Raw genomic sequence first — 20,655 nt, 5'->3', positions numbered from 1 at the left:
TGGAATGGTCACAGCGGGGGGGATGTGGTTGGCGAAATGGCGGGCTTGATGCGCGACGCCTTGCGGGCACGTTGCCATGGCGCGCCATATTCCAGCCATAGGGCAGATACCCACCAAAGCGTCACACAGGTCCACAGATCAACGGCCAGCCGCATGAAAATCGACTGTTCCTTGGGTGTCATCTGAAAAGCATCGCCGGTAACCGATAATAATACGCAGGCGATAAAAGACCACAGGCCTCCTCGTCCGATCTGCTGGAAGGCGACCCCCAGACGCGATGCCGAAAACCACTCCATCGGGCGGGCAAAGGGGACTGCCACCAGCCATGCGGCCGCGACAATGGCCAGATAGCGGGTGCCGTCCAGATTCCATTTATCAACCTCGCCATAGATGGATTTGAGGGCGGCGCGCAGAACAATTGCCGGCTCTCCGATACGGGCGGCAATGACGATAATGCAGCCAAAGATGAACATTCCCAATGCAATGACGGTCAGGGCATGACGCCACGGCATCAGGCGGGGCATCATTTCCTGCCGGAACAACCCCATTGCCGTGCCCGTAAAGAAGAGCATCTGCCAGCCGAAGGGATTGAACAGAAAGCCGTTCTTTGTGCTGAAGGTCGGGATCATGGCGTTCAATTGCGGTGCAAACCACCATAGAACCACCGATCCGACAGCTACGAAGAAGGGCCAGCGCATCATCATCGGCACAACTACGATGGATGATGCGATCAGCACGACATAGACGGCCAGAACATCAACGATATTGGGTTGCAGCCACATCGACCCGACTGCGAAGATATATCCCAGCGGGTTCTGGATCACCCAGATCGCATATTGGTTCCAGATCGCCGTATGCGGCATATCCACGGCCCAAAGCGCGGCAGAGAGCCCTGCCATCAGCAGGGCACCGATAATCATGGCGCGCCAAACCTCGAAGCTGCGGCGGGCAAAGCGGCGTTGGGCAGTGATGCGGCCTTCTTTCACCTCGACACTGCGCCAGACCATTCCGACCAGAAAACCGGAAAGAAGGACGAACAGCTCGGACGCGTCAAAGATTGAAAAGTTGGGCAAGGTCACGGACCGCATGACCGAGACGGGCATATGGTTCACCATAATGCTAAGCAGCGCATAGCCGCGCAGCATATCAAGCGTAATCAGGCGTTTCATGCGGAAAGGCTGCTCCAGCGGGTCAGCAGGACAGGGTCCATGACCAATGCGTCGATTTCGCTGCGATCCATATCATCCAATGCTTCGGCGCAGGACGTGGAATGGCCGATCTTGGCTGCCGCGGTAATGCGGGCCAGACGCAAAGCGCGCGGCTGATCATCGGGTAGGGCCATCAGCATCGCCATATGCTGTTCGCGCGATTCTTCATCGGTCGAAAGGCGCAGCAGGCTGTCACGACCCGCGATAGGTTGGGGCAGGGCGCGGGTAATGGCCGAAGCCTCGGTCAGGATGGCGGGGGTGTCACGTTCTTCGGGGGTCAGCAGCAGGCCGCGCATCCGTGCCCAACGTCCCAGAACCGGACTGGCCGAAAAGCGCGATGTCAACGGTGACAGGATCAAACCCGCCAGAATCGGAGACAGCCAGATCAGCTGTTCGGGCGAAAATGTCAGCAGGACGATCAACGTGATCAAGCCAAGTGCGACATGCGCCCAATGGTGGTTTAGCACGACGGACCAGCTGGGCATATGTCCTGCCCGCACCTGTGCGTTCCAGCCGCTGTCACGACCGCTGAGGATTTCAAAGATCTGTCGGGTTTGTACCAACATCTGGACCGGTGCGATCAGTGCCGAAAGCGTAATTTCGAACAGGGCGCTGGCCAGCAGACGCGACCGGCCACCCGCCTGACAGGCAAGGGGGCGCGACCACGCTCGGACAATCGCCAAGAACTTGGGAAGCAGCAGCAATGTCATGGCTGCAACGAACAGCCATAGCATCCGGCGGCTGTCGAATACCGGCCATTCAGGGAACAGCTGATAGGAATTCGGGAAATATTCAGGCGTCGACAGCAAAACCGTCGCAGAAAGCACCAGACCCACAAGGATCAGGGCAAGCCAAAGCGGGCTCATCAGAAAGCCCATGATACCGATGAAGAAATGTGCACCGCTGATGCCGCGCAACCCTTTCATGCCGAACAGACGGCTGTGTTGCAGGTTGCCCTGCGCCCAACGACGTTCGCGGGCGGCCATATCCAGCAGTGTCGGGGGGCAACCTTCGAAGCTGCCGCGCAGGTCATAATCCAGACGCACGCTCCAACCGGCGCGGCAGAGGGCGGCGGCTTCGACAAAGTCATGCGACAGGATGGTGCCGCCAAAGGGTGGCTTTCCCGGCAGGCGGGGCAGGCCACCGACCTGTGCGAAAGCCTCAAGCCGGATCATGGCGTTATGACCCCAATAGTTGCCGGTATCGCCCGACCAGGCCGAAACGCCACGGGCAATCATCGGGCCATAGATACGACCGGCGAATTGGGTCAGGCGGGCGAAAATGGTTTCGCCACCAACCAGCATCGGCATGGTCTGCAGCAGACCCATCCGCGGATCGGCGTTCATCCGTGCCGATAATTCGCGGACAGTGCCGCCGGAAATCACGCTATCTGCATCCAGGACGACCATCTGGTCATAGCGCGCGCCCCAGTTGCGGACGAATTCAGCAACATTGCCGGATTTGCGATCCTCGTTCGACAGGCGGCGGCGGTACCAGATAGGCAATGGCGACATCTGGCGGGCCTGATAAACGGCCAGAGTTTCGTTCACGGCAACTTCGGGATCGCGGGTGTCGGACAGGACAAAAATCTCGGCCCGGTCTGCCATGCCCTCGGCCTCAAGCTGGCGGGCAAGGGCGATCAGCAGGCCGGTACTGACCGCGACGTCTTCGTGATAGATCGGCATGACAATCACCACGCGCGCATCATTCGGCCCTTCGGGTGTCTTCAGTTCGGGGGCAAACAATCCCGCAAGCACGCCGCAGAAGGAAAAGCCGACCCAAGCGAAGGTCGGCGTGAACAGCACCAGCAGGGCGATCTGCATGGGTGTCGGATCATCCCCGAAGGCCGTCAGCATCTGGACAAAGCCGATAATGGCAATCACCAACGCGCCGCCAAAGGTCACCAGACGGGCCATCCATGTTTTCAGGCTGTTCATGCGGCGCGGATGGCTGCTGGTGGGCGCACCATTGAAATCCTGCACAGGCATGTGCAGGGGCGCGCGGGGCGGGACGCTTGGCGTAACGGTCATACGGTCCAACGGGTCAACCATGTTTCGCTTAGGGCAACGCCCTTTTCATTTGTCAGCTTCGCCTGCAATTCTGCCACCTGTTCACGACCCGGTTCGAATTCAAAAGCCAGACGAAGGGCATTTTGTTCCGGCAGAGGCTTTAAATAGGCATGCACAATCCGGCCCGCCGAGGATTCAACCTTGAATTCGGGCAGATCGTTGCGGAACAGACCCAGATCGAAGTCGATGATAAAGCTGCGGGTGGTTTCGACATTGATCGACCGGCCCGAACGGACCTGACGCACCTTTGCCAGCGGCAGATCGCTGGGGGGCAACGCGGCGAAAGACAGGCGATAGCGGAATTCATGACGCTGGCCGCGCTCTAACGGGTCCTTGGGGGCCCAATAGCTGACAACGTTGTCGTTAAACTCGTTCTCGACCGGAATTTCGACCAGACGGACCTCTCCCTCGCCCCAGTCGCCTTCGGGCTGGATCCATGCGGAAGGCCGTAGGTGATACATCGCCTCGGCGTCCTGATAGGTTTCGAAATCACGGGCACGCTGGACAAGGCCGAACCCTTTGGGGTCCTTATCGACAAAGCCGGAAATCTGCAGTGTGCGGGGGGCCATCAGACCGCGCCAAAGCGACTGGTCCGCGCCGGTCTGCATCTGCAACCCGTCGCTGTCGTGACAGGCAGGACGGTAGTCATCAACCGTACGGCGGCTGGCAGGGCTGAACCAGAACATAGAGGTCAGCGGCGCAATGCCGGTTTCACGCAGATCGACACGCGGGAACAAAGCCATGCGCGTCCGGACCATGGTCACGGCACCCGGTGTGACATCGAACTGGAAGGCAGCCGATGCGGATTTGCTGTCCAGAATTGCATAGATGCGGATGCTGTCAGCGTGTTCTTCGGGTTCGTGAATCCAGAAATCCGTGAACAGCGGGAATTCCTCGCCGTCGGGACTGCCGGTTTTGATGGCAAGGCCCCGCGCGGACAGACCGTAAAGCGTATTGCGGGCCACCGCACGGAAATAGCTGGCACCTTGAAAGACAAGGAATTCATCCATGACGCCGGGGCGATTCAGCAAGGTGCGGACACGGAAACCCGACCAGCCCATATTGCCGACCGTTTGTAGATCCGGTCCGTCCGGAAAATGCGATTCGTCGAATTCCAGCATGGTCGGATCAAAGGGGATCGGCTGCGGCATGCCGTTGCGGACCATATTGATCTTGACCGGCTCGTAGAAGATCATGCCGGGCGACAGCAGGTCGATGCCGAAACGGTCGCTTCCTGCCCAAGGATCGCGGTCACGCTTGAAGCGGATTGCACGGTACTGATCATAGTTTAGATCGGCAAAACTGCCCACCAACTGCGACACCGGTTGTGTATAGACCTGCGATGCGCGGTCTTCGGCCAGCTTGGCCACGCTTTCAAAACCGAATGGTTCGGGTTTCGGGGGACCAAAGCTTTGCGCTTCCTCGGCCGGGGCGGCTTCGGGCGACTGGGCTTGTGCGGGCACCGCCATCAGCGACCCACCGGCAGCCATGGCAGTGGCAGCATTCAGAAATTGACGACGCTTCATATCGGGGAATGTCTCGAAAAAACTAAATGATCATAGGGTGCTTACCCGTCTTGGGCAAGCATGCGCAAAGAGGGGCGCGGCTTATCGGCTGGTTACGGCTAAGACAGCAACCCGCAATCCGGCTATTTGGTTCATTGTTTAGCCAACCAAGCCGTGACAGGTCCGCGGACACTGTTCAATCCTTGGGCTTCTGCCTCGGCAATGACCTGCTGAAGTTCGGCAATCGACACCCGACGGATCAGATGCTTGACCGGCCCGATGGATGCAGGCCGCATCGACAGGCTGCGGATGCCAAGGGCAGCAAAAGTCAACGCCTCGATCGGGCGACCGGCGTCTTCTCCGCAGAAGGACACCGGCACGCGGGCTTCGTCGCAGCGGGCAATGATCTGGCGCAGCATTGCCAGAAACGACACATTCAGCGTGTCATAGCGACGGCGGACGCGTTCGTTTTCGCGATCGGCAGCAAAAAAGAACTGTTTCAGGTCGTTCCCGCCGATCGAGATAAAGTCGCACATCTCGAAAAACCGCTTGGGGGCGAAGGCCAGCGAAGGGGTTTCCAGCATGGCCCCGACGCGCACATCGCTTGGCATCTGATGACCCAGACGTTTTTCGCGCGCCAGTTCCTGCATCAATGTCCGGTGGGCAGCCTCGTATTCGGTGATGTCGGCAACAAAGGGGAACATCACATGCAGCGGACGGCCCACAGATGCGCGGATCAGTGCCTGCAATTGCATCCGAAGAATGCCGCGTTTGTCCAGCCCGACACGGATTGCCCGCCAGCCCATCGCGGGGTTGGGTTCATCCTGCGGCTTCATATAGGGCAGAACCTTATCCGAGCCGATATCAAGCGTCCGGAACATGATCGGCTTGCCCTGCGCGCTGTCCATGACCCGCCCGTATAGTCCCGCCAGTTCGGCGCGACGGGGCACATGGTTGCGGATCAGGAACTGCAATTCTGTGCGGAACAGCCCGACGCCTTCGGCCCCCGACCCCTCAAGCGAGGGCAGATCGGCCATCAGACCGGCATTCATATACAGCTGGATTGTCGTGCCGCAGGTGCCGGTCGCAGGCAGGTTGCGCAGGCTGGCATAGCGATCCTGCGCCTCGGCCTGCATGGCGATCTTGTCCAGAAACGCTTTCGCGACGCTTTCTTCGGGGCGCAGGTGGATGATGCCCTGATCACCGTCGATCAGTATGGGATCGCCGTTCAACGCCTCGGTCGTGATGCGGGTGGCGTGGATGACCAGCGGAATCGCCAGTGCGCGCGCCACAATTGCCGCATGGCTGCCAACCGAGCCTTCTTCCAGCACAACCCCCTTCAAGCGGCGGCCATATTCCAGCAACTCGGCAGGGCCGATATTGCGGGCAACCAGAATCGGGTTCATGGGCATTTCCGCGCCCGTATCGCTGCCTTGACCGGTTAGGATCCGCAACAGGCGGTTCGACAGGTCGTCCAGATCATGCAAACGGTCGCGCAGATAGGGATCGGCGGCCATTTCCAGCCGTGCACGGGCCGAAGATTGTTCCTTTTCCACCGCCGCTTCGGCGGACAGGCCAAGCCGGATATCTTCGGCCATGCGCTTTAGCCAGCTGCGCGAATGGGCGAACATCCGGTAGGTTTCCAGAACGGCAGCATGTTCCCCATCGCCGCCCATATCAGCGGCAGCGACCATTGAATCGACACGACTGCGCAGCTTTTCGACGCCCTCATGCAGGCGGGCCAGCTCTGTTTCGGGATCATCACCGACCGGATTGGCGATCACGACGCGTGGTTCATGCAGCCAGACGCAGCCCTCGGCGGCGCCTTCCTGACCCGTCGCGCCGCGCACCATCAACGGAAAGCGGTGGGCCAGCGGCATGCTATCGGCATTGCTGCCCTGAAATGCGCCCAGTTCGGTCATTTCGGCCAGAACCATGGCGACGACTTCCAGACCGTAAATCTCGTCGTCGCTGAACTGGCGGGCGGTGGCGCATTGGACGACCAGCACGCCAAGGCGTTCGCCGACACGCTGGATGGGCACACCCAGAAAGGCGGGGAAAACCTCTTCGCCGGTTTCGGGCATAAAGCGGAAACCGGGTTCTGACGGGGCATCGGCGGTGTTAACGTGGCGGCCTGTACGGGCAACGCGGCCCACCAGACCTTCGCCCAGACGCAGGCGTGTCTGGTGCACAGCCTCGGGGCGCAGGCCTTCGGTCGCGCAAAGTTCCAGCGTACTGGCATCGCGGAACAGATAGATGGAGCACACCTCGGTGCCCATCGAATCGGCGATGTGATGTGTGATCTGGTCAAGCCGGTCCTGCCCGCCGCCAGCAGCGGCAAGGATTTCCTTCAGCCGCCGCAGCAGCTTGCGCGAGTCGCTGTCCGTGCGATCCTGCATCGCATGTCCGCCTTATGCCTTGCGCATCAGCCCCGCCCGAACGGGCGAGGCCCTTGTCGAACGGGCCTTATGCCTGTTCCAATCCAAAGGCATCATGCAGTGCCTGCACGGCCAGTTCCATATATTTGCGGTCAATCAGCACCGAAATCTTGATCTCGCTTGTTGCGATGACCTTGATGTTCACATTGTCATCAGCCAATGCCTTGAACATCTTGGCCGCAACACCCGTATGGCTGCGCATGCCGATACCGACAACGCTGACCTTGGCGACTTCGGTGTCGATGTTCAGTTCGTCATAGCTGATGGTGCCGGCGGCGCGCGCCTCTTCCATCGCCTTTTTGGCACGTTCGACCTGATTGATCGGCACCGAGAAGGTCATATCCGTCACCGAACCGGGGTGATCGTCATAATCCTTTTCGGAAATATTTTGGACGATCATATCCACGTTCACGCCCGCATCGGCCAAAGGCGCAAAGATCGCCGCCGAAATGCCGGGGCGGTCCTCGACCGTCACAAGGGTGATCTTGGCTTCGTCGCGTGACGAGGCGATGCCATTAACGACTTTCGATTCCATGATTTCATCCTCATCGCAGATCAGCGTGCCTGAATTGTCATCCGTTTCCTCGAACGAGGACAGGACGCGCAGGCGCACTTTGTAACGCATGGCCAGTTCGACCGAACGGGTCTGCAGCACCTTGGCACCAAGGCTGGCCAGTTCCAGCATTTCCTCAAAGGCAATGCGGTCCAGCTTGCGCGCCTTGGAGGTGATGCGCGGGTCGGTCGTATAAACGCCGTCCACATCGGTATAGATGTCACAACGCTCGGCATTGAAAGCTGCGGCAAAAGCCACGGCGGTCGTATCGCTGCCGCCACGGCCAAGCGTGGTGATGCGGCCATCGGGGGCAACGCCCTGGAAACCTGCAACCACCGCGACCTTGAAGCCTTCGGCGAATTTCTGGTCCAGATTGTCGCGTGGAATATCCACAAAACGGGCGGCGGAATGGGCGGCGGTCGTGTTGATCGGCACCTGCCAGCCCTGCCAGCTGCGCGCCGGAACGCCCATTTCCTGCAGGGTCAGTGACATCAGACCAGCGGTCACATTTTCGCCCGAGCTGACGATGGCGTCATATTCGCGCGCATCGAACAGAGGAGAGGTCTGTTCGACCCATCCCACCAGTTCATTGGTCTTGCCCGACATCGCGCTGACAATGACGATCACGTCATAGCCACGCTCGACCTCGCGCTGCACCTTGCGTGCGGCGTTTTTGATCCGGTCCAGATCGGCCACCGAAGTGCCGCCGAATTTCATTACCAGAAGCGGCATATTCGGGCCCCCAGCCAAAGGTTGTTTGTCGGCGAGGCTTTTAGGTGTGCAATTCTGAAAGGGCAAGGGGCGGTGCGCGCAAGATCAGTTCGTCTTCTGCCGTGGCAAGAAGGGAAGGGGGGCAACGGGGATGCCATCCTCGATCAGCTTGCGGGCGTCTTCGATGCGGGCCTCGCCGTGGATGGCGCGTTCGGGGCTTGTGCCTTGGTGCATGGCGCGGGCCTCGGCCACGAAGCTGCTGCCGACGTAATCGGAATTCTTTTCCACATGCTGACGTAATTTGTCCAAGGCGGTTTCAGCAGGTGTCGCCGGCTGTGTCAGACGCGGCGTGGCCGGACGCGGTTCCGATACCGCAGGGGCCATCAATGCTTTTTCGACTTTGGTCGATCCGCATTCGCCACAAGCAATCTGACCCGCCGTACGCATGGCGTCGAAGCCGTCCGACGACCGGAACCAGCTGTCGAAGTCATGGCCGTTTTCGCAGCGCAGCGCATAGCGGATCATCTTCGGGCCCCTTATCCTATGCCGATTATATCGGGTCAGTCGTTGCGCTGTGCAAGTTCGGCCAGCCGGTCGATCAACGGTGCCGGATCGCCTGCACGTGCCGTCAGCAGATCCCGTGCTGCATGGCCCAGCTGTCGCGCCTTGGCCGCTGTAAGGGCCATATGGTCGGCCAATGTCGCCGTGGACACCTGTAACGCAGCGTCGCCTGCATGCAGGGCGTCAAAGGTTTCGACGAAATTTCCGGTATGGGGCCCATGCAAAAGGGCGCAGCAATAGGCGGCGGGTTCCCAAGGCGTATGGCCGCCATGATCCTGCAAGGACCCACCGATGACACAGGTTCCTGCCAGTGCATACCATTTGGGCATTTCACCCAAGGTATCAGCCAGAAGAACGCCGCCTGCTTCGGGCAATGCACCGCCCGCGCTGCGCCGGATAACGGCCAGACCGCGTGCCGCGATCAGGGCGGCAATATCATCACCGCGATCGGGGTGACGTGGTGCCAGAATCAGCCTGAGTTCCGGTCGTTGGCTGCGGGCGATCAGGAAGGCATCCAGAATTATCGCGTCCTCGCCCTCATGCGTAGAGGCGGCAAGGATGGTCCGGTCGCGGTCCGTGTCATCAGCCGGTGGCGTGACCGAGGCCGGATCCAGCAGCTTCAGGTCCAGACGCGGCAACAGTGACGATGCGGGCAGACCAAGGCCCAGCAAACGTGCCTCGCTGGCTTGATCCTGTGCCGATAGCGCATCGATCCGCGACAGGATTGGACGGATAATACGGGGAAAGCGCCCCCATGTCCTTGCCGAGCGTTCCGACAGGCGTGCCCCGATCAGCGCCTGCGCCACGCCGCGTTCGGCCAGAAAACGCGATCGTAACGGCCAGAACTCGGCCTCGATGCTGATCAGCAATCGGGGTTGGCAGGCTGCCAGAAAACGGTCCAGCGCGCCGGGCAGGTCCAGCGGTGCCAGCGTTGCGGGCAATCCCCAACTGGTGGCCAGATTGCGGCCAGTTTCACTGTTGGCGGTGATATGGACGGGATTTTTCAAAGACAGCGCATGGATGACCTGACGTGCCGATGTCAGTTCCCCGACCGACGCGCCATGCACCCAGATTGTTGCGGGGGCAGGGGCGGTGCCACTGACCAGACGTTCGCGCAATGTGGCCGGTCCGCCCATGGATGCGCGCAACCGCAGCGCGGCTTCTGCGATGCGGGTCGTCGTATTATAGATCATGGGACGGGAACCCTCGTGCCGGGTAAGTTGGAGGTGGGTACCGGAATCGAACCGGTCTTCACGGATTTGCAATCCGGTGCGTAACCTCTCCGCCAACCCACCGCCGTCGAGAGTGGGCATGGCTTAATAGATTGCCACGCCCCTTGCAAGCCGTGATCGGCAAGGATGTGAAACCCGTCATGTCCGGCGTTGCCCAGACAGGTGAAACATGGCAATAAGCCCTGAAAGAGGTCGAGCAGAGGTTCCCCGACATGAGCGATTTTGCCGCCCGGCGCACGACGATGGTGGACACGCAGGTCCGTCCAAGCGACGTCACCAAGTTTCCGGTCATCGACGCAATGCTGTCCATCCCGCGCGAGGAATTTGTCCCCGCCAACCGGCGCGCGGTCGCCTATTCGGGTGAAAACCTGGATATCGGGCATGGTCGCGTCCTGCTTGAGGCACGGACCTTGTCCAAGATGGTCGACGCGCTGGACATCCAACCCGATGAACTGGTGCTGAATCTTGGCTGCGGCTATGGCTATTCCGCCGCCGTCATGTCGCGCATGGCCGAGGCTGTTGTCGCCATTGAGGATAACCCCGAACTGGCCGCAGAAGCGCAGACGCGTCTGAACGACAACGGCTTTTTCAATGTTGCCGTAATCGAGGCGGATCTGACCGCGGGTGCGCCCAAGCAGGGTCCTTATGATGTGATTCTGGTCGAAGGCGCCATCGAAGAGGTGCCCGCCACGATACTGGAACAACTGCGTGACGGTGGCCGCATTGCGGCATTGTTCCGCGAAGGCGCGCTGGGCGTCGCCCGCATCGGCCACCAGTCGAACGGCAAGATCACATGGCGTTATTCCTTCAATGCCAATGCGCCGATGCTGCCGGGCTTTGGACGCGCACGCGGATTCGCATTGTGAAGCCGCTGGCCCGCCTTGCTGGCGTCACGCTGTTGGGGTTGGTTGCCGCCCTTCCGGCGCGCGCCGAATCGCTGGCCGATACGCTTGTGGCAGCCTATCGCCATTCGGCGCTGGTCGAGCAGAACCGCGCCGTCCTTCGTGCCGCGGATGAAGACGTTGCAGCCTCGGTCGCGGCACTGCGTCCGATTGTCCAATGGGTCGCCAGCCACGATATCGACAAATCGGAAGGTGAGCCCACGGGGCGCAGCACATCGCTGTATCTGTCGGCCAGCCTGACGCTGTATGATTTCGGGCGCTCGCAGCTGGCCATTGATGGTGCCAAGGAACAGGTCCTTGCGACCCGTCAGGCACTGGTCAGCATCGAACAGGATGTTTTGCTGAACGCTGCGATTGCTTATTTCGACGTACGCGAGGCGATCCAGCAGGTGGCCTTGCAACAAAACTCGGTCGAGGTTCTGTCGCGTGAACGTCAGGCTGCGCAGGACCGGTTCGATGTTGGCGAGATTACCGTAACCGATGTGGCCCTGGCCGATGCACAGCTGGCCGAAACCCGTGCCAGCCTTGCCTCGGCGAACGGTCAGCTGGAAATCGCGCGCGAGGGTTATCTGGCAGCCACCGGCAAACTGCCGGGCACGCTGTCCGCCCCGCCGCCCTTGCCGAAACTGCCGGCGAATGTCGATGCGGCGCGCGGAATTGCCCAGCGGACCCATCCGGCAGTTCTGCAATCGCAACGTCAGGCTGCTGCGGCGGAAATCAGCGTTGCGGCGGCTGCGGCCGAACGCAATCCGACACTGTCGGGAACGGCCAGTGTCGGCGTGATCCGGTCACCCTTGTCGCGGCTGAATGGCAATGACGGCAGCACGAATACCTCGGCGGTCGGTCTGGAACTTAGCCAGACCATCTATTCCGGCGGACGCCTTTCGGCATCGCATCGCAGGGCAATGGCGGAACGTGACCAGGCGCGGTCTTCGCTGTTGAACACGGCGCGTCAGGTCAGCCAGAATGTTGGCGAGACTTGGGCAAATATTGACGTTGCCCGTGCACAGATTACGGCAATCACCCAGCAAATCTCGGCGGCGCAGCAAGCCTATGACGGCGTCCGCGAAGAAGCGTTACTGGGTGCGCGCACCACCCTGGATGTTCTGGACGCCGAACAATCGCTGCTAGAGGCGCGTGCGGACCGGATCACGGCGGAATCCAACCTGCAGTTAGCGCATTATCAACTTTTGTCCGCTATGGGTTTGTTGACGGTAGAAAACCTGAAACTGGGAATTCCGACCTATGACCCATCGCAATACTATAATGCTGTGCGTAACGCGCCCGCGACCAGCAAGCAGGGCGAAAGCCTTGACCGTGTTCTGCGCGCCATCGGACGTAACTGAACCCGAAAAAGGCGGTTTGCGGCATGGTTAGGCCGCGTCGCAAACCCGCACCTCTTCCTGTCACAGGGCAATCGCGCAAGGGCCGGTTTGGCCGCACAGCCCGCGCGATGGCAGCGCCGCAGTCGGATGCACAACGCTTGTCCGCCGACATCGGAAAAACCATATTCTCGATCAGGCAGATGATTGACGGCGACCCTTCGGTTCTGGCCGACCCTGCGCCGGCATCCCCCAAAGCCGAACCGGTGATTGTGCGATTGTGGCATGCCTGGGGTGACCGGATGCTGGCACGCTTGCAGTCGCCACCTGTGGCAGCACCGCAACCGGTGATCGTTCAACCAGACCCCCTGCTGGTCCCGACATCAAAGGACGTCGCCGATATGTTGCTGGGTCACCCCGACCTGCATATGCATCTGCAATCAGCCGTCCAGCAGGAACTGAACGGAGAGTTGGGGGCCAAATTCTCGGCCAATTTGCGGGCTGTGATCCGGTCCCAGATCGCGATGGCAGTGCAGGACCGGATGATCGATGCCTGAAGGGGCCTAGTTCAGCATCTTTTCGGGGTCGACGCTTTCGAAACCACGACGGACTTCAAAGTGGACAAAGCCGGAATTGCCCGCTTTGCCCAGACTCTGGCCAGCTGTGACGGTATCGCCCTTGGCGACATCGACATTTTCAAGTCCGGTATAGACGGTCATCAGATCACCGGGATGGCGGACAACGATAATAGGTACGCCGGATGTGTCGCGGGTCAGGGCAGCAACAGTGCCCGATCCTGCGGAGGTCACCTGTGTTCCCGATGGTGCGGCAATATCGATGCCGTCATTGCGGCCTTTTTCATAAACACGGATGATCGATCCATCTACCGGCATTTTCAGCGGCCCGCCACCGGACGCCGCAGTGCGGGTTGCCCCCAGATCGGTCGAGGGCGCCGCCGGTGCGGGCGCGGATGCCGGCGCAGTTGTTTCATCAGGCAGCGGTTCGGCAGCCGAGGGCGGCTTGGGTGTCGGGCTGCCGCTGCCGGGGGCGGTGGTTGCCAAGGCATCGGGAACCTCGCCCGCTTTTGGAACGATCAGGCGTTGGCCGACCCGCAGGTCCATATCGGTGGGCAGGCCGTTCCATGCTGCCAGATCCTTGACGCTGACATTATATTTGCGCGCCACCGACCACGCCGTTTCCCCCGAGGTGACAACATGTTGCGTCGGGTTCTGGGGTGACGGGGTGGCTGTTTGTGTTTTGGTAGTCTTCGCAAAGGGATCTGTCACGATCGAAGTGATTGTCGATGGTTTCGACACGGTGCCCAGCGCAACCTGGCTGGGCAGAACCAGCACGGCACCGGCCCGCAGAACGCCATCCACCGGCAGCGCATTATGCGAGGCAAGCTGGGCAGGTTGCAGGCCGAGGCGTGTCGCGATTGTGGTTGGCGTATCGCCAGCCTGCGCCAGCACCACCTGACCGTTCGAAAACGTGATGACGCCACGGTTGTCGGGCTGGGGGCGGGGGGCCGCTTGGGCTGCGGCCTGCGTTGTATCCAGCCCACCAGCCCAACCGCGAAGGTCGGGTTCGAACGCGCCATCGGCCCCGCATGACGCCAATGCCAGCATTGCAGTCAGGCAGCCAGCGATACGGAATGTGCCAGTGTTCATGATGCTATCCTCAGCCTGCGAATTAGGGGGGCGAAGGTCAGGTCTGGCCCAACCCCTCGACCAAAGGAACGAAACGGACCTGCCGCAATTCATCGTAATCGAACCCCGTTTCGGTGCGGGTCACACGGATCAGCGTCTGCACCGCATCGGATTGGCCCACCGGAACCACCATGATGCCACCGATTTTCAGCTGTGCCAACAAGGGGCCCGGGGGGTCTTCCGCAGCGGCAGTGACCAGAATCCGGTCAAAAGGCGCCTGATCGGGCAGACCACGCGATCCGTCTGCAATCTGGGCAATGATGTTGTAAAGGCCCAGCTGGGTAAAGATTGCCTCGGCTTCCTGAACCAGACGACGGTGGCGGTCCAGCGTATAGACCCTGCGGCACAGCCCTGAAAGAATCGCCGCCTGATAGCCGGACCCCGTGCCGACCTCCAACACCGTATCGCGCGCACCGATCGCCAGCGCCTGCGTCATCAATCCCACGACCGAGGGTTGGCTGATGGTCTGGCCGCAGGGAATCGGCAGGGGGGTATCCTCATAGGCGCGGTCGGCGAACTGGCCGCGCACGAACAGCCCGCGGTCGATGTTTTCCATGGCTTCCAGAACGCGCGGGTCGGTAACGCCGCGTGTCCTCAACTGGAACAGGAAGCGCATCTTGCGTTCTGCGGTGGTTTCTTCTGGGTCGTCCGTCATTCGGCAGCCTCGCCTTGGGCGGGCAGAGTCAGATTATCCAGCGCGCCCGCCAAACCTGTCAGCGAATCATGGCATGTCAGATCCGCCCGCATCGGCGTGACCGAAACATAGCCGTCCAGATTCACGGCGACATCACTGCCGTCGCGGGCCGGTGCCTGCTGCGATCCGCCCGAGACCCACATGAACCGCCGCCCGTTCGGGGCGGTCTGGGGAACGACGCCGAAACGCGTGCCCTGACGCCGGCCCTGCGGGGCCACGCGGATGCCTTTGACACCTGCGGCCGCCAAGGGCGGAAAATTGATGTTATAGAACAGCCGGAAATCCGCATCCGAGGTCCAGTCGCCGTGGTCCAGCAACCGCTGGATCACAGCTGCCCCATGCAGGCGGGACGATTCAAACGGGTCGGCCAGCTTGGCGGTTTGCGGCCCCAGATATTGCGACAGGGCAATGGCGGGCAGGCCTTGCAAGGCCGCCTCCATCGCGCCACCGATGGTGCCGGAATACATGGCGTTCTCACCGGCGTTATTTCCGCGGTTCACGCCGGACAGCACTAGATCAGGGGGCGCATCGGCCATAATGTCGCCCACGGCGGCCAGCACGCAATCGGCGGGGCTGCCTTCGGCGGCGAAACGGCGGGGGCCAAGTTCGGCCACCATCGTCGGGTGGGAATAGCTGATGCAATGGGCAACGCCTGATTGTTCGAAGGCGGGGGCGACGGTCCAGACCTCGCCCTGCGGACCGGCAAGGCGGGTGGCGATTTCGTGCAGCACCTCAAGCCCCGGTGCGTTGATGCCGTCGTCATTGGTGATGAGAATGCGCATCCTGCCCCCATGTGATCCGGCAGCGGCAACATACGGCCGGTGCACGCGGATGTGACATGAACTGCTTAGCCCCCGCTTGGACGCGCTTCAACCCGTTCATGGAAGGTTGATGGACGGGTGGTGTAAAGCGGTTTGACCTGCCATGCCTGTCGTTGCATCCTTGCCATAAAAAAATGGGCCGCGCCGCGTATGCAAATATACCTTCCCATCGCCGAGGTCTCGGTCAATGCCTTTACCCTGATGGGGCTTGGCGGACTTGTCGGCGTCATGAGCGGCCTTTTCGGCGTTGGCGGCGGTTTCCTGATCACGCCGCTGTTGTTCTTTATCGGCATCCCCCCCGCCATCGCGGTGGCGACCGGTGCCAATCAGGTTGTCGCATCATCGGTGTCGGGCGTGCTGGCGCATATGAAGCGCAAGACCGTCGATTTCAGGATGGGTGGGGTCCTGCTGGGTGGTGGCCTGATCGGGTCGGGGCTGGGCGTCTTTGTCTTCAACATCCTGCAACGTGTGGGTCAGGTCGAACTGGTCGTCCAGCTTTGTTACGTTGTTTTCCTTGGCCTGATCGGCGGGATGATGTTGCAAGAAAGCCTCCGCGCCCTGCGACGTGCCCGCCACCCCACAGGGCGCAAGCGATTGCACCAGCACAACTGGGTCCACCGGATGCCCTTCAAGGTGAAATTCCGCACCTCGGGGTTGTATATCAGTGTGATCCCGCCCTTGCTGGTCGGGGTCGCCGTAGGTGTGCTGGCGGCGATCATGGGTGTTGGCGGCGGCTTTATCATGGTGCCCGCGATGATCTATCTGCTGGGCATGCCGACCAAGGTTGTTGTGGGCACATCGCTTTTTCAGATCACCTTCGTGACGGCCTTTACCACGTTGATGCACGCCATCAACTATAACACGGTCGATGTGATGCTGGCGCTGTTGCTGATTGTCGGCGGGGTGATCGGCGCGCAGATCGGGACGACGCTTGGGGCAAAATTACGGGCCGAACAGCTGCGTATCCTGCTGGCGCTGCTGGTGCTGGCGGTGTGTGGCAAGCTGGCGCTGGATCTGTTCCTGATGCCTGAAGATGTCTATTCCATTGTGGTCAGGGGGCAGTGATGGTCATGCGCCTTGCAGCCCTTTGTCTGCTAACCCTGCTGCCAACTGCATTGCTGGCGCAATCGTCGGGGTCGCTTTTGCCCGCTGATCCCGATGCCAACCTGCCTGTGCAGCGCGACGCCTATCCGCTGTTTCCCGATCCAGGCCGGCCGCGCAGCGCCATTCCCGAAAATCAGGGCGAACCGGCCGAACAGGTCGTCGCGGGCCTGTCGGACAATTCTGTGTCCATCACCACCAGCTTTGACGGGTCCGAGATTCTGATCTATGGCGCGATCCGCCGTGAGGTGCCGATCCCCGATGACCAACTGGATGTGATTGTCACGGTGGAGGCGCCGTCCCAGCCGCTGACTGTCTGGCGCAAGCAGCGCCGCTTTGGCATCTGGGTCAATACCGAAAGGGTCGAGGTGGGGGCTGCACCCAGCTATTACGCGGTGGCCAGCACTGCGCCGCTGGACCAGATATTGCTGCCCGGATGGGACAGCCGCTATCGTATTTCCCTGTCGCAGGCGCTGCGGGCCTTTTCCGGAGCCCCCGAGGTTCAGGACGTGACCGCATTTACCGAAGCGATGATTCGCCTTCGCGAAAACGATGGCCATTACCGTCTGGACGAAGCGGGCGTCGAACTGGCCGAGGATACGTTGTTCCGTGCCGATATCCGTCTGCCTGCCAACCTGCTAGAGGGGGATTACAAAACCCGCATCTTCCTGCTGCGGGACGGTCAGGTGGTCGATGTCCATCGTGCCGCAATTCAGGTCCGCAAGGTCGGGCTGGAACGCTGGTTGTATAATCTGGCATATGACCAGCCGATGCTTTACGGGCTTATGTCGCTGGCGGTGGCGGTTTTTGCGGGCTGGGGGGCCTCGGCTGCGTTCCGCAAGCTGCGCCGCGCCTGATGCCTTGAAATGCGGCAGGCCTTGCGACAATGCGCAAGGCCTGCTCTCCTCCCCCTGTTTGCGGTCCTGACCCCTCCACTGGTCTGGTCCGCGGGGTGTTCATTAGCCGGCGATCAGTTCGGCCTGACGGACGATCACCTGCGCCTGTTTCATCGAGGCGATATCGACCAGACGTCCCTTATACACCGTTGCCCCTGCGCCGTCTTTCTTTGCCTGCTCCATCGCGGCAAGAATTTCGCGGGCTTCGGTAATGGCGGCTTCGTCGGGTGAAAAAACATCATTGCAGAGGGCGATCTGGCTGGGGTGGATGGCCCATTTGCCGACCATTCCCAAGGTTGCCGAGCGGCGGGCCTGAGCAATGAAGCCTTCCTGATCGCTGAAATCCCCATAGGGACCATCGACCGGTAACAACCCATGCGTCCGGCAGGCGGCAACAATGGCGGTCTGTGCCCAATGCCACGGATCGGGCCAGTATTTCTGGCCGTCGCGCAGCATATAGTAGTTTTCCTGCGTCCCGCCGATGCCGGTGGTGGCCATTCCCATCGAGGCCGCAAAGTCGGCAGCGCCAAGGCTGATGGCCTGCATGCGCGGAGAAGAAGCGGCAATGTCTTCGACATGACTGATGCCAGCGGCGGATTCGATGATCACCTCGAAGGCGATGGGTTTGGTGCGGCCCTTGGCGCGTTCTATCGCGGTGACCAGCGCGTCCACGGCATAGATATCAGCCGCATTGCCCGCTTTGGGGATCATGATCTGGTCCAGCCGGTCGCTTGCCTGTTCCAGCAGATCGACCACGTCGCGATACCAATAGGGCGTGTCCAGCCCGTTGATCCGCACCGACAGCGTCTTGTCGCCCCAGTCCACATCGCCGATCGCCTGAATGATATTGGAACGGGCGCGGTCCTTGTCATCGGGGGCAACCGAATCCTCGAGGTCCAGATTGATGACATCTGCCTGTGACTTTGCCATCTTTTCGAACAACGCCTCACGCGAGCCGGGGCCGAAAAGCTGGCAACGGTTCAGGCGGGCAGGTGGCAGAGGCTGTGACAGAAAGCTCATACAAAAGTCCAGTTCGTAAAGATGCGGGACTTCTTTGGTAATAATGTTTCGCCGCGCGTGCATCAAGTGTTTTTCCTGCATTGCAGCATGAAAGGCCGATCCGCTTGACCTGCGGGGGTATTTGGGCGCAGGACCGCCACCACAGATGCGACGCCTCAGGAGGATCAGATGACGCGGACGGTTTATGTGAATGGCGATTATGTCGCCGAAGATCAGGCAATGGTTTCGGTTTTCGATCGCGGCTTCCTGATGGCAGATGGCGTTTACGAGGTGGTCAGTGTTCTGGACGGAAAGCTGATCGATTTCGACGGCCATATGGTCCGCCTGAAACGGTCGCTGTCGGAACTGGCCATTCGCAACCCGCTTGAGGATGCGGCTTATCTGAATGCGCACCGCAAGCTGATCGCGGAAAACGGCATCACCGATGGGATGATCTACTTGCAGGTCACGCGCGGCAATCCGGGCGACCGCGATTTCGCCTATCCACCCGCGGATACGGTGCCGACGGTGGTGATGTTCACGCAATCCAAACCCGGTCTGGCCGATGCCCCCGCCGCCAAAACCGGCTGGAAGGTCATCAGCGTCGAGGATCTGCGTTGGGGCCGCCGCGACATCAAGACGGTGCAGCTGCTATACCCCTCAATGGCCAAGATGGAGGCCAAGGCGCGCGGGGCCGATGATGCGTGGATGGTCGAGGATGGCAAAGTCACCGAGGGCACCAGCAATAACGCCTATATCGTCAAGAACGGCACGATCATCACCCGCGAACTGAGCCATGACATCCTGCACGGCATCACCCGTGCCGCCGTCCTGCGCTTTGCCGCCGAGGCCCAGATGAAGGTCGAGGAACGGTCCTTCACGATTGCCGAGGCGCAGGACGCGGATGAGGCGTTTATCACCTCGGCTTCGGCATTCGTGATGCCGGTGGTCGAGATCGACGGCGCAGCGGTAAATGGTGGCACGGTCGGACCGGTCGCAGCACGTTTGCGCGAGATCTATCTGGAAGAGACGATGAAAACCGCCGTCTGATTGCGTCCCGCGACGCCGGGGGGCTGCGCGCCCCCCGGACCCCCGCGTGGGGCGGTTCGAGTTATCGGGTCAGAGACCGCTGTCCGCCAATGTATTGGCAATAACCGGCGCAAGGCGGCTGGCCCATTCGGCCTGACCTTCGGGCGTGGCGATCAGATCGTTGCGCACTTCGATCAGCAGGTTTGGGCGGTTGTGGGCCAAAGCGTGGCGGTCGATCGAATCGCCTTGCAGATGTCCGGTATAGGGCTGGTTTTCGCCCGTCACCCACCCCTGATCACGGCAGGCCTGCACCATTGCGTGGCCAAGCCGCGCATCGTGATGCGAATAAAGAATGCCGATCTGCCAGGGGCGCGGCGGGCGGCCCCGCAATTGCGGGGTAAAGCTGTGGATCGCGCAGATGCAGCGGTCGGGATGTGTGTCGGCCAATTCGCCCAAGGCCGCATGATATGGGCGATGCAACCGCGTCAGGCGGCGTTCGCGTTCATCGGCGTCCGCATGTTTATTAGCGGGAATAACTGTGCCGTCATAAAGGCGCATCAGCAGCGTGGGGTCATCCTCGCCCCGGTTGGGGTCGATCACAAGGCGTGAGAAATTGGACAGGATCGCAGGCGCGTCCATCAGTTCGGCAAGCTTCTGGGTCAGCCCCGCAGCGCCCGGATCAAAGGCGATATGGCGTGCCATATCGGATGCCTGAATGCCCAGATCACCATCGGCAACCCAGTCGGGCACGTGATTCGTGGCGTGATCGCAGGTGATCAGCCAGCGCGAGGGGCGTGTCGCCCCTTCGATATGGAAGGGTGGGGGCGTCATGGTTCGGTCATCACTGTTGCTGCAGCCTGTCTACGACGAAAGCTGGCCAGACGCCAGTTGCCGCCACGCTGCAATTG

At 61.0% G+C, this 20,655-nt stretch carries 18 protein-coding genes and 1 tRNA gene; 6 read left to right on the top strand and 13 right to left on the bottom strand.

Annotation, left to right across the window (positions count from 1 at the left end):
- Positions 1-8: 8 nt before the first annotated feature.
- The 8 genes from opgC to DWB67_RS03620 all read right to left on the bottom strand — a co-directional run bounded on the left by opgC (position 9) and on the right by DWB67_RS03620 (position 10,340).
- Entirely contained in the window at positions 9-1,169 is a 1,161-nt protein-coding gene (opgC, locus tag DWB67_RS03655) for an OpgC domain-containing protein (RefSeq protein ID WP_119806102.1), read from the bottom strand.
- A complete protein-coding gene (mdoH, locus tag DWB67_RS03650) occupies positions 1,166-3,259 on the bottom strand; it encodes a glucans biosynthesis glucosyltransferase MdoH (protein WP_119806101.1) in 2,094 nt (697 codons plus the stop codon). The genes opgC and mdoH overlap by 4 nt, the downstream gene beginning before the upstream one ends.
- Complete coding sequence (locus DWB67_RS03645) at positions 3,235-4,803, bottom strand: glucan biosynthesis protein (RefSeq protein WP_119806100.1); 1,569 nt, start codon at positions 4,801-4,803, stop codon at positions 3,235-3,237. The genes mdoH and DWB67_RS03645 overlap by 25 nt, the downstream gene beginning before the upstream one ends.
- 131 nt (positions 4,804-4,934) lie before the next feature.
- Positions 4,935-7,181, bottom strand: coding sequence for a phosphoenolpyruvate--protein phosphotransferase (ptsP, locus tag DWB67_RS03640; RefSeq protein WP_119806099.1), 2,247 nt, complete (start codon positions 7,179-7,181; stop codon positions 4,935-4,937).
- Between the two features lie 67 nt (positions 7,182-7,248).
- Positions 7,249-8,505, bottom strand: coding sequence for an aspartate kinase (locus tag DWB67_RS03635; RefSeq protein WP_119806189.1), 1,257 nt, complete (start codon positions 8,503-8,505; stop codon positions 7,249-7,251).
- 84 nt (positions 8,506-8,589) lie between these two features.
- The gene (locus DWB67_RS03630; protein WP_119806098.1) at positions 8,590-9,009 is read right to left on the bottom strand and encodes a DUF1178 family protein; all 420 of its coding nucleotides are present in this window, start codon (positions 9,007-9,009) and stop codon (positions 8,590-8,592) included.
- 35 nt (positions 9,010-9,044) lie between these two features.
- Positions 9,045-10,238, bottom strand: a complete 1,194-nt coding sequence (locus DWB67_RS03625) for a 3-deoxy-D-manno-octulosonic acid transferase (protein WP_119806097.1) — start codon at positions 10,236-10,238, stop codon at positions 9,045-9,047.
- Between the two features lie 28 nt (positions 10,239-10,266).
- A tRNA-Cys gene (locus DWB67_RS03620) sits at positions 10,267-10,340 on the bottom strand.
- Between the two features lie 149 nt (positions 10,341-10,489).
- Here DWB67_RS03620 and DWB67_RS03615 point away from each other — a divergent pair.
- From DWB67_RS03615 to DWB67_RS03605, 3 genes are read left to right on the top strand one after another with little or no spacing between them, the layout of a single operon-like run.
- Complete coding sequence (locus DWB67_RS03615) at positions 10,490-11,143, top strand: protein-L-isoaspartate O-methyltransferase (protein WP_119806096.1); 654 nt, start codon at positions 10,490-10,492, stop codon at positions 11,141-11,143.
- Complete coding sequence (locus DWB67_RS03610; protein ID WP_255418536.1) at positions 11,131-12,525, top strand: TolC family outer membrane protein; 1,395 nt, start codon at positions 11,131-11,133, stop codon at positions 12,523-12,525. Before DWB67_RS03615 ends, DWB67_RS03610 begins: the two co-directional genes overlap by 13 nt.
- Before the next feature lie 23 nt (positions 12,526-12,548).
- Positions 12,549-13,058: a hypothetical protein gene (locus DWB67_RS03605; RefSeq protein WP_119806094.1), complete on the top strand. Its 510-nt coding sequence runs from the start codon at positions 12,549-12,551 to the stop codon at positions 13,056-13,058.
- A 6-nt stretch (positions 13,059-13,064) separates the two neighbouring features.
- Here the strand turns inward: DWB67_RS03605 and DWB67_RS03600 are convergent, their stop codons facing one another.
- From DWB67_RS03600 to surE, 3 genes are read right to left on the bottom strand one after another with little or no spacing between them, the layout of a single operon-like run.
- Positions 13,065-14,168, bottom strand: coding sequence for a LysM peptidoglycan-binding domain-containing protein (locus DWB67_RS03600; RefSeq protein ID WP_182911471.1), 1,104 nt, complete (start codon positions 14,166-14,168; stop codon positions 13,065-13,067).
- Positions 14,169-14,205: 37 nt separating this feature from the next.
- Positions 14,206-14,862, bottom strand: coding sequence for a protein-L-isoaspartate(D-aspartate) O-methyltransferase (locus DWB67_RS03595; protein WP_119806093.1), 657 nt, complete (start codon positions 14,860-14,862; stop codon positions 14,206-14,208).
- On the bottom strand, positions 14,859-15,683 hold the full coding sequence (surE, locus tag DWB67_RS03590) for a 5'/3'-nucleotidase SurE (protein ID WP_119806092.1): 825 nt from the start codon (positions 15,681-15,683) through the stop codon (positions 14,859-14,861). The genes DWB67_RS03595 and surE overlap by 4 nt, the downstream gene beginning before the upstream one ends.
- Before the next feature lie 189 nt (positions 15,684-15,872).
- Here surE and DWB67_RS03585 point away from each other — a divergent pair, with 189 nt between their 5' ends.
- Both DWB67_RS03585 and DWB67_RS03580 read left to right on the top strand, forming a co-directional pair.
- Positions 15,873-16,787: a sulfite exporter TauE/SafE family protein gene (locus DWB67_RS03585; RefSeq protein ID WP_119806091.1), complete on the top strand. Its 915-nt coding sequence runs from the start codon at positions 15,873-15,875 to the stop codon at positions 16,785-16,787.
- Complete coding sequence (locus tag DWB67_RS03580) at positions 16,787-17,680, top strand: TIGR02186 family protein (RefSeq protein WP_255418528.1); 894 nt, start codon at positions 16,787-16,789, stop codon at positions 17,678-17,680. The genes DWB67_RS03585 and DWB67_RS03580 overlap by 1 nt, the downstream gene beginning before the upstream one ends.
- A gap of 102 nt (positions 17,681-17,782) precedes the next feature.
- Here DWB67_RS03580 and DWB67_RS03575 read toward each other — a convergent pair whose 3' ends face one another.
- Entirely contained in the window at positions 17,783-18,739 is a 957-nt protein-coding gene (locus tag DWB67_RS03575; RefSeq protein ID WP_119806090.1) for an L-malyl-CoA/beta-methylmalyl-CoA lyase, read from the bottom strand.
- 168 nt (positions 18,740-18,907) lie between these two features.
- Between DWB67_RS03575 and DWB67_RS03570 the strand changes: the two genes are divergently transcribed.
- Positions 18,908-19,768, top strand: coding sequence for a D-amino-acid transaminase (locus DWB67_RS03570; RefSeq protein ID WP_119806089.1), 861 nt, complete (start codon positions 18,908-18,910; stop codon positions 19,766-19,768).
- Between the two features lie 69 nt (positions 19,769-19,837).
- Here DWB67_RS03570 and DWB67_RS03565 read toward each other — a convergent pair whose 3' ends face one another.
- Positions 19,838-20,578 carry an N-formylglutamate amidohydrolase gene (locus tag DWB67_RS03565; protein WP_119806088.1) on the bottom strand — a complete coding sequence of 247 codons (741 nt, stop codon included), beginning with the start codon at positions 20,576-20,578 and terminating at the stop codon, positions 19,838-19,840.
- Positions 20,579-20,655: the final 77 nt, after the last annotated feature.

Origin of the sequence: Paracoccus sp. JM45 (assembly GCF_003590715.1) — a bacterium.
Taxonomy (GTDB): domain Bacteria; phylum Pseudomonadota; class Alphaproteobacteria; order Rhodobacterales; family Rhodobacteraceae; genus Paracoccus.
Note: the sequence above shows the minus strand (reverse complement) of the source record. Positions and strands in the feature narration are given on the sequence as shown.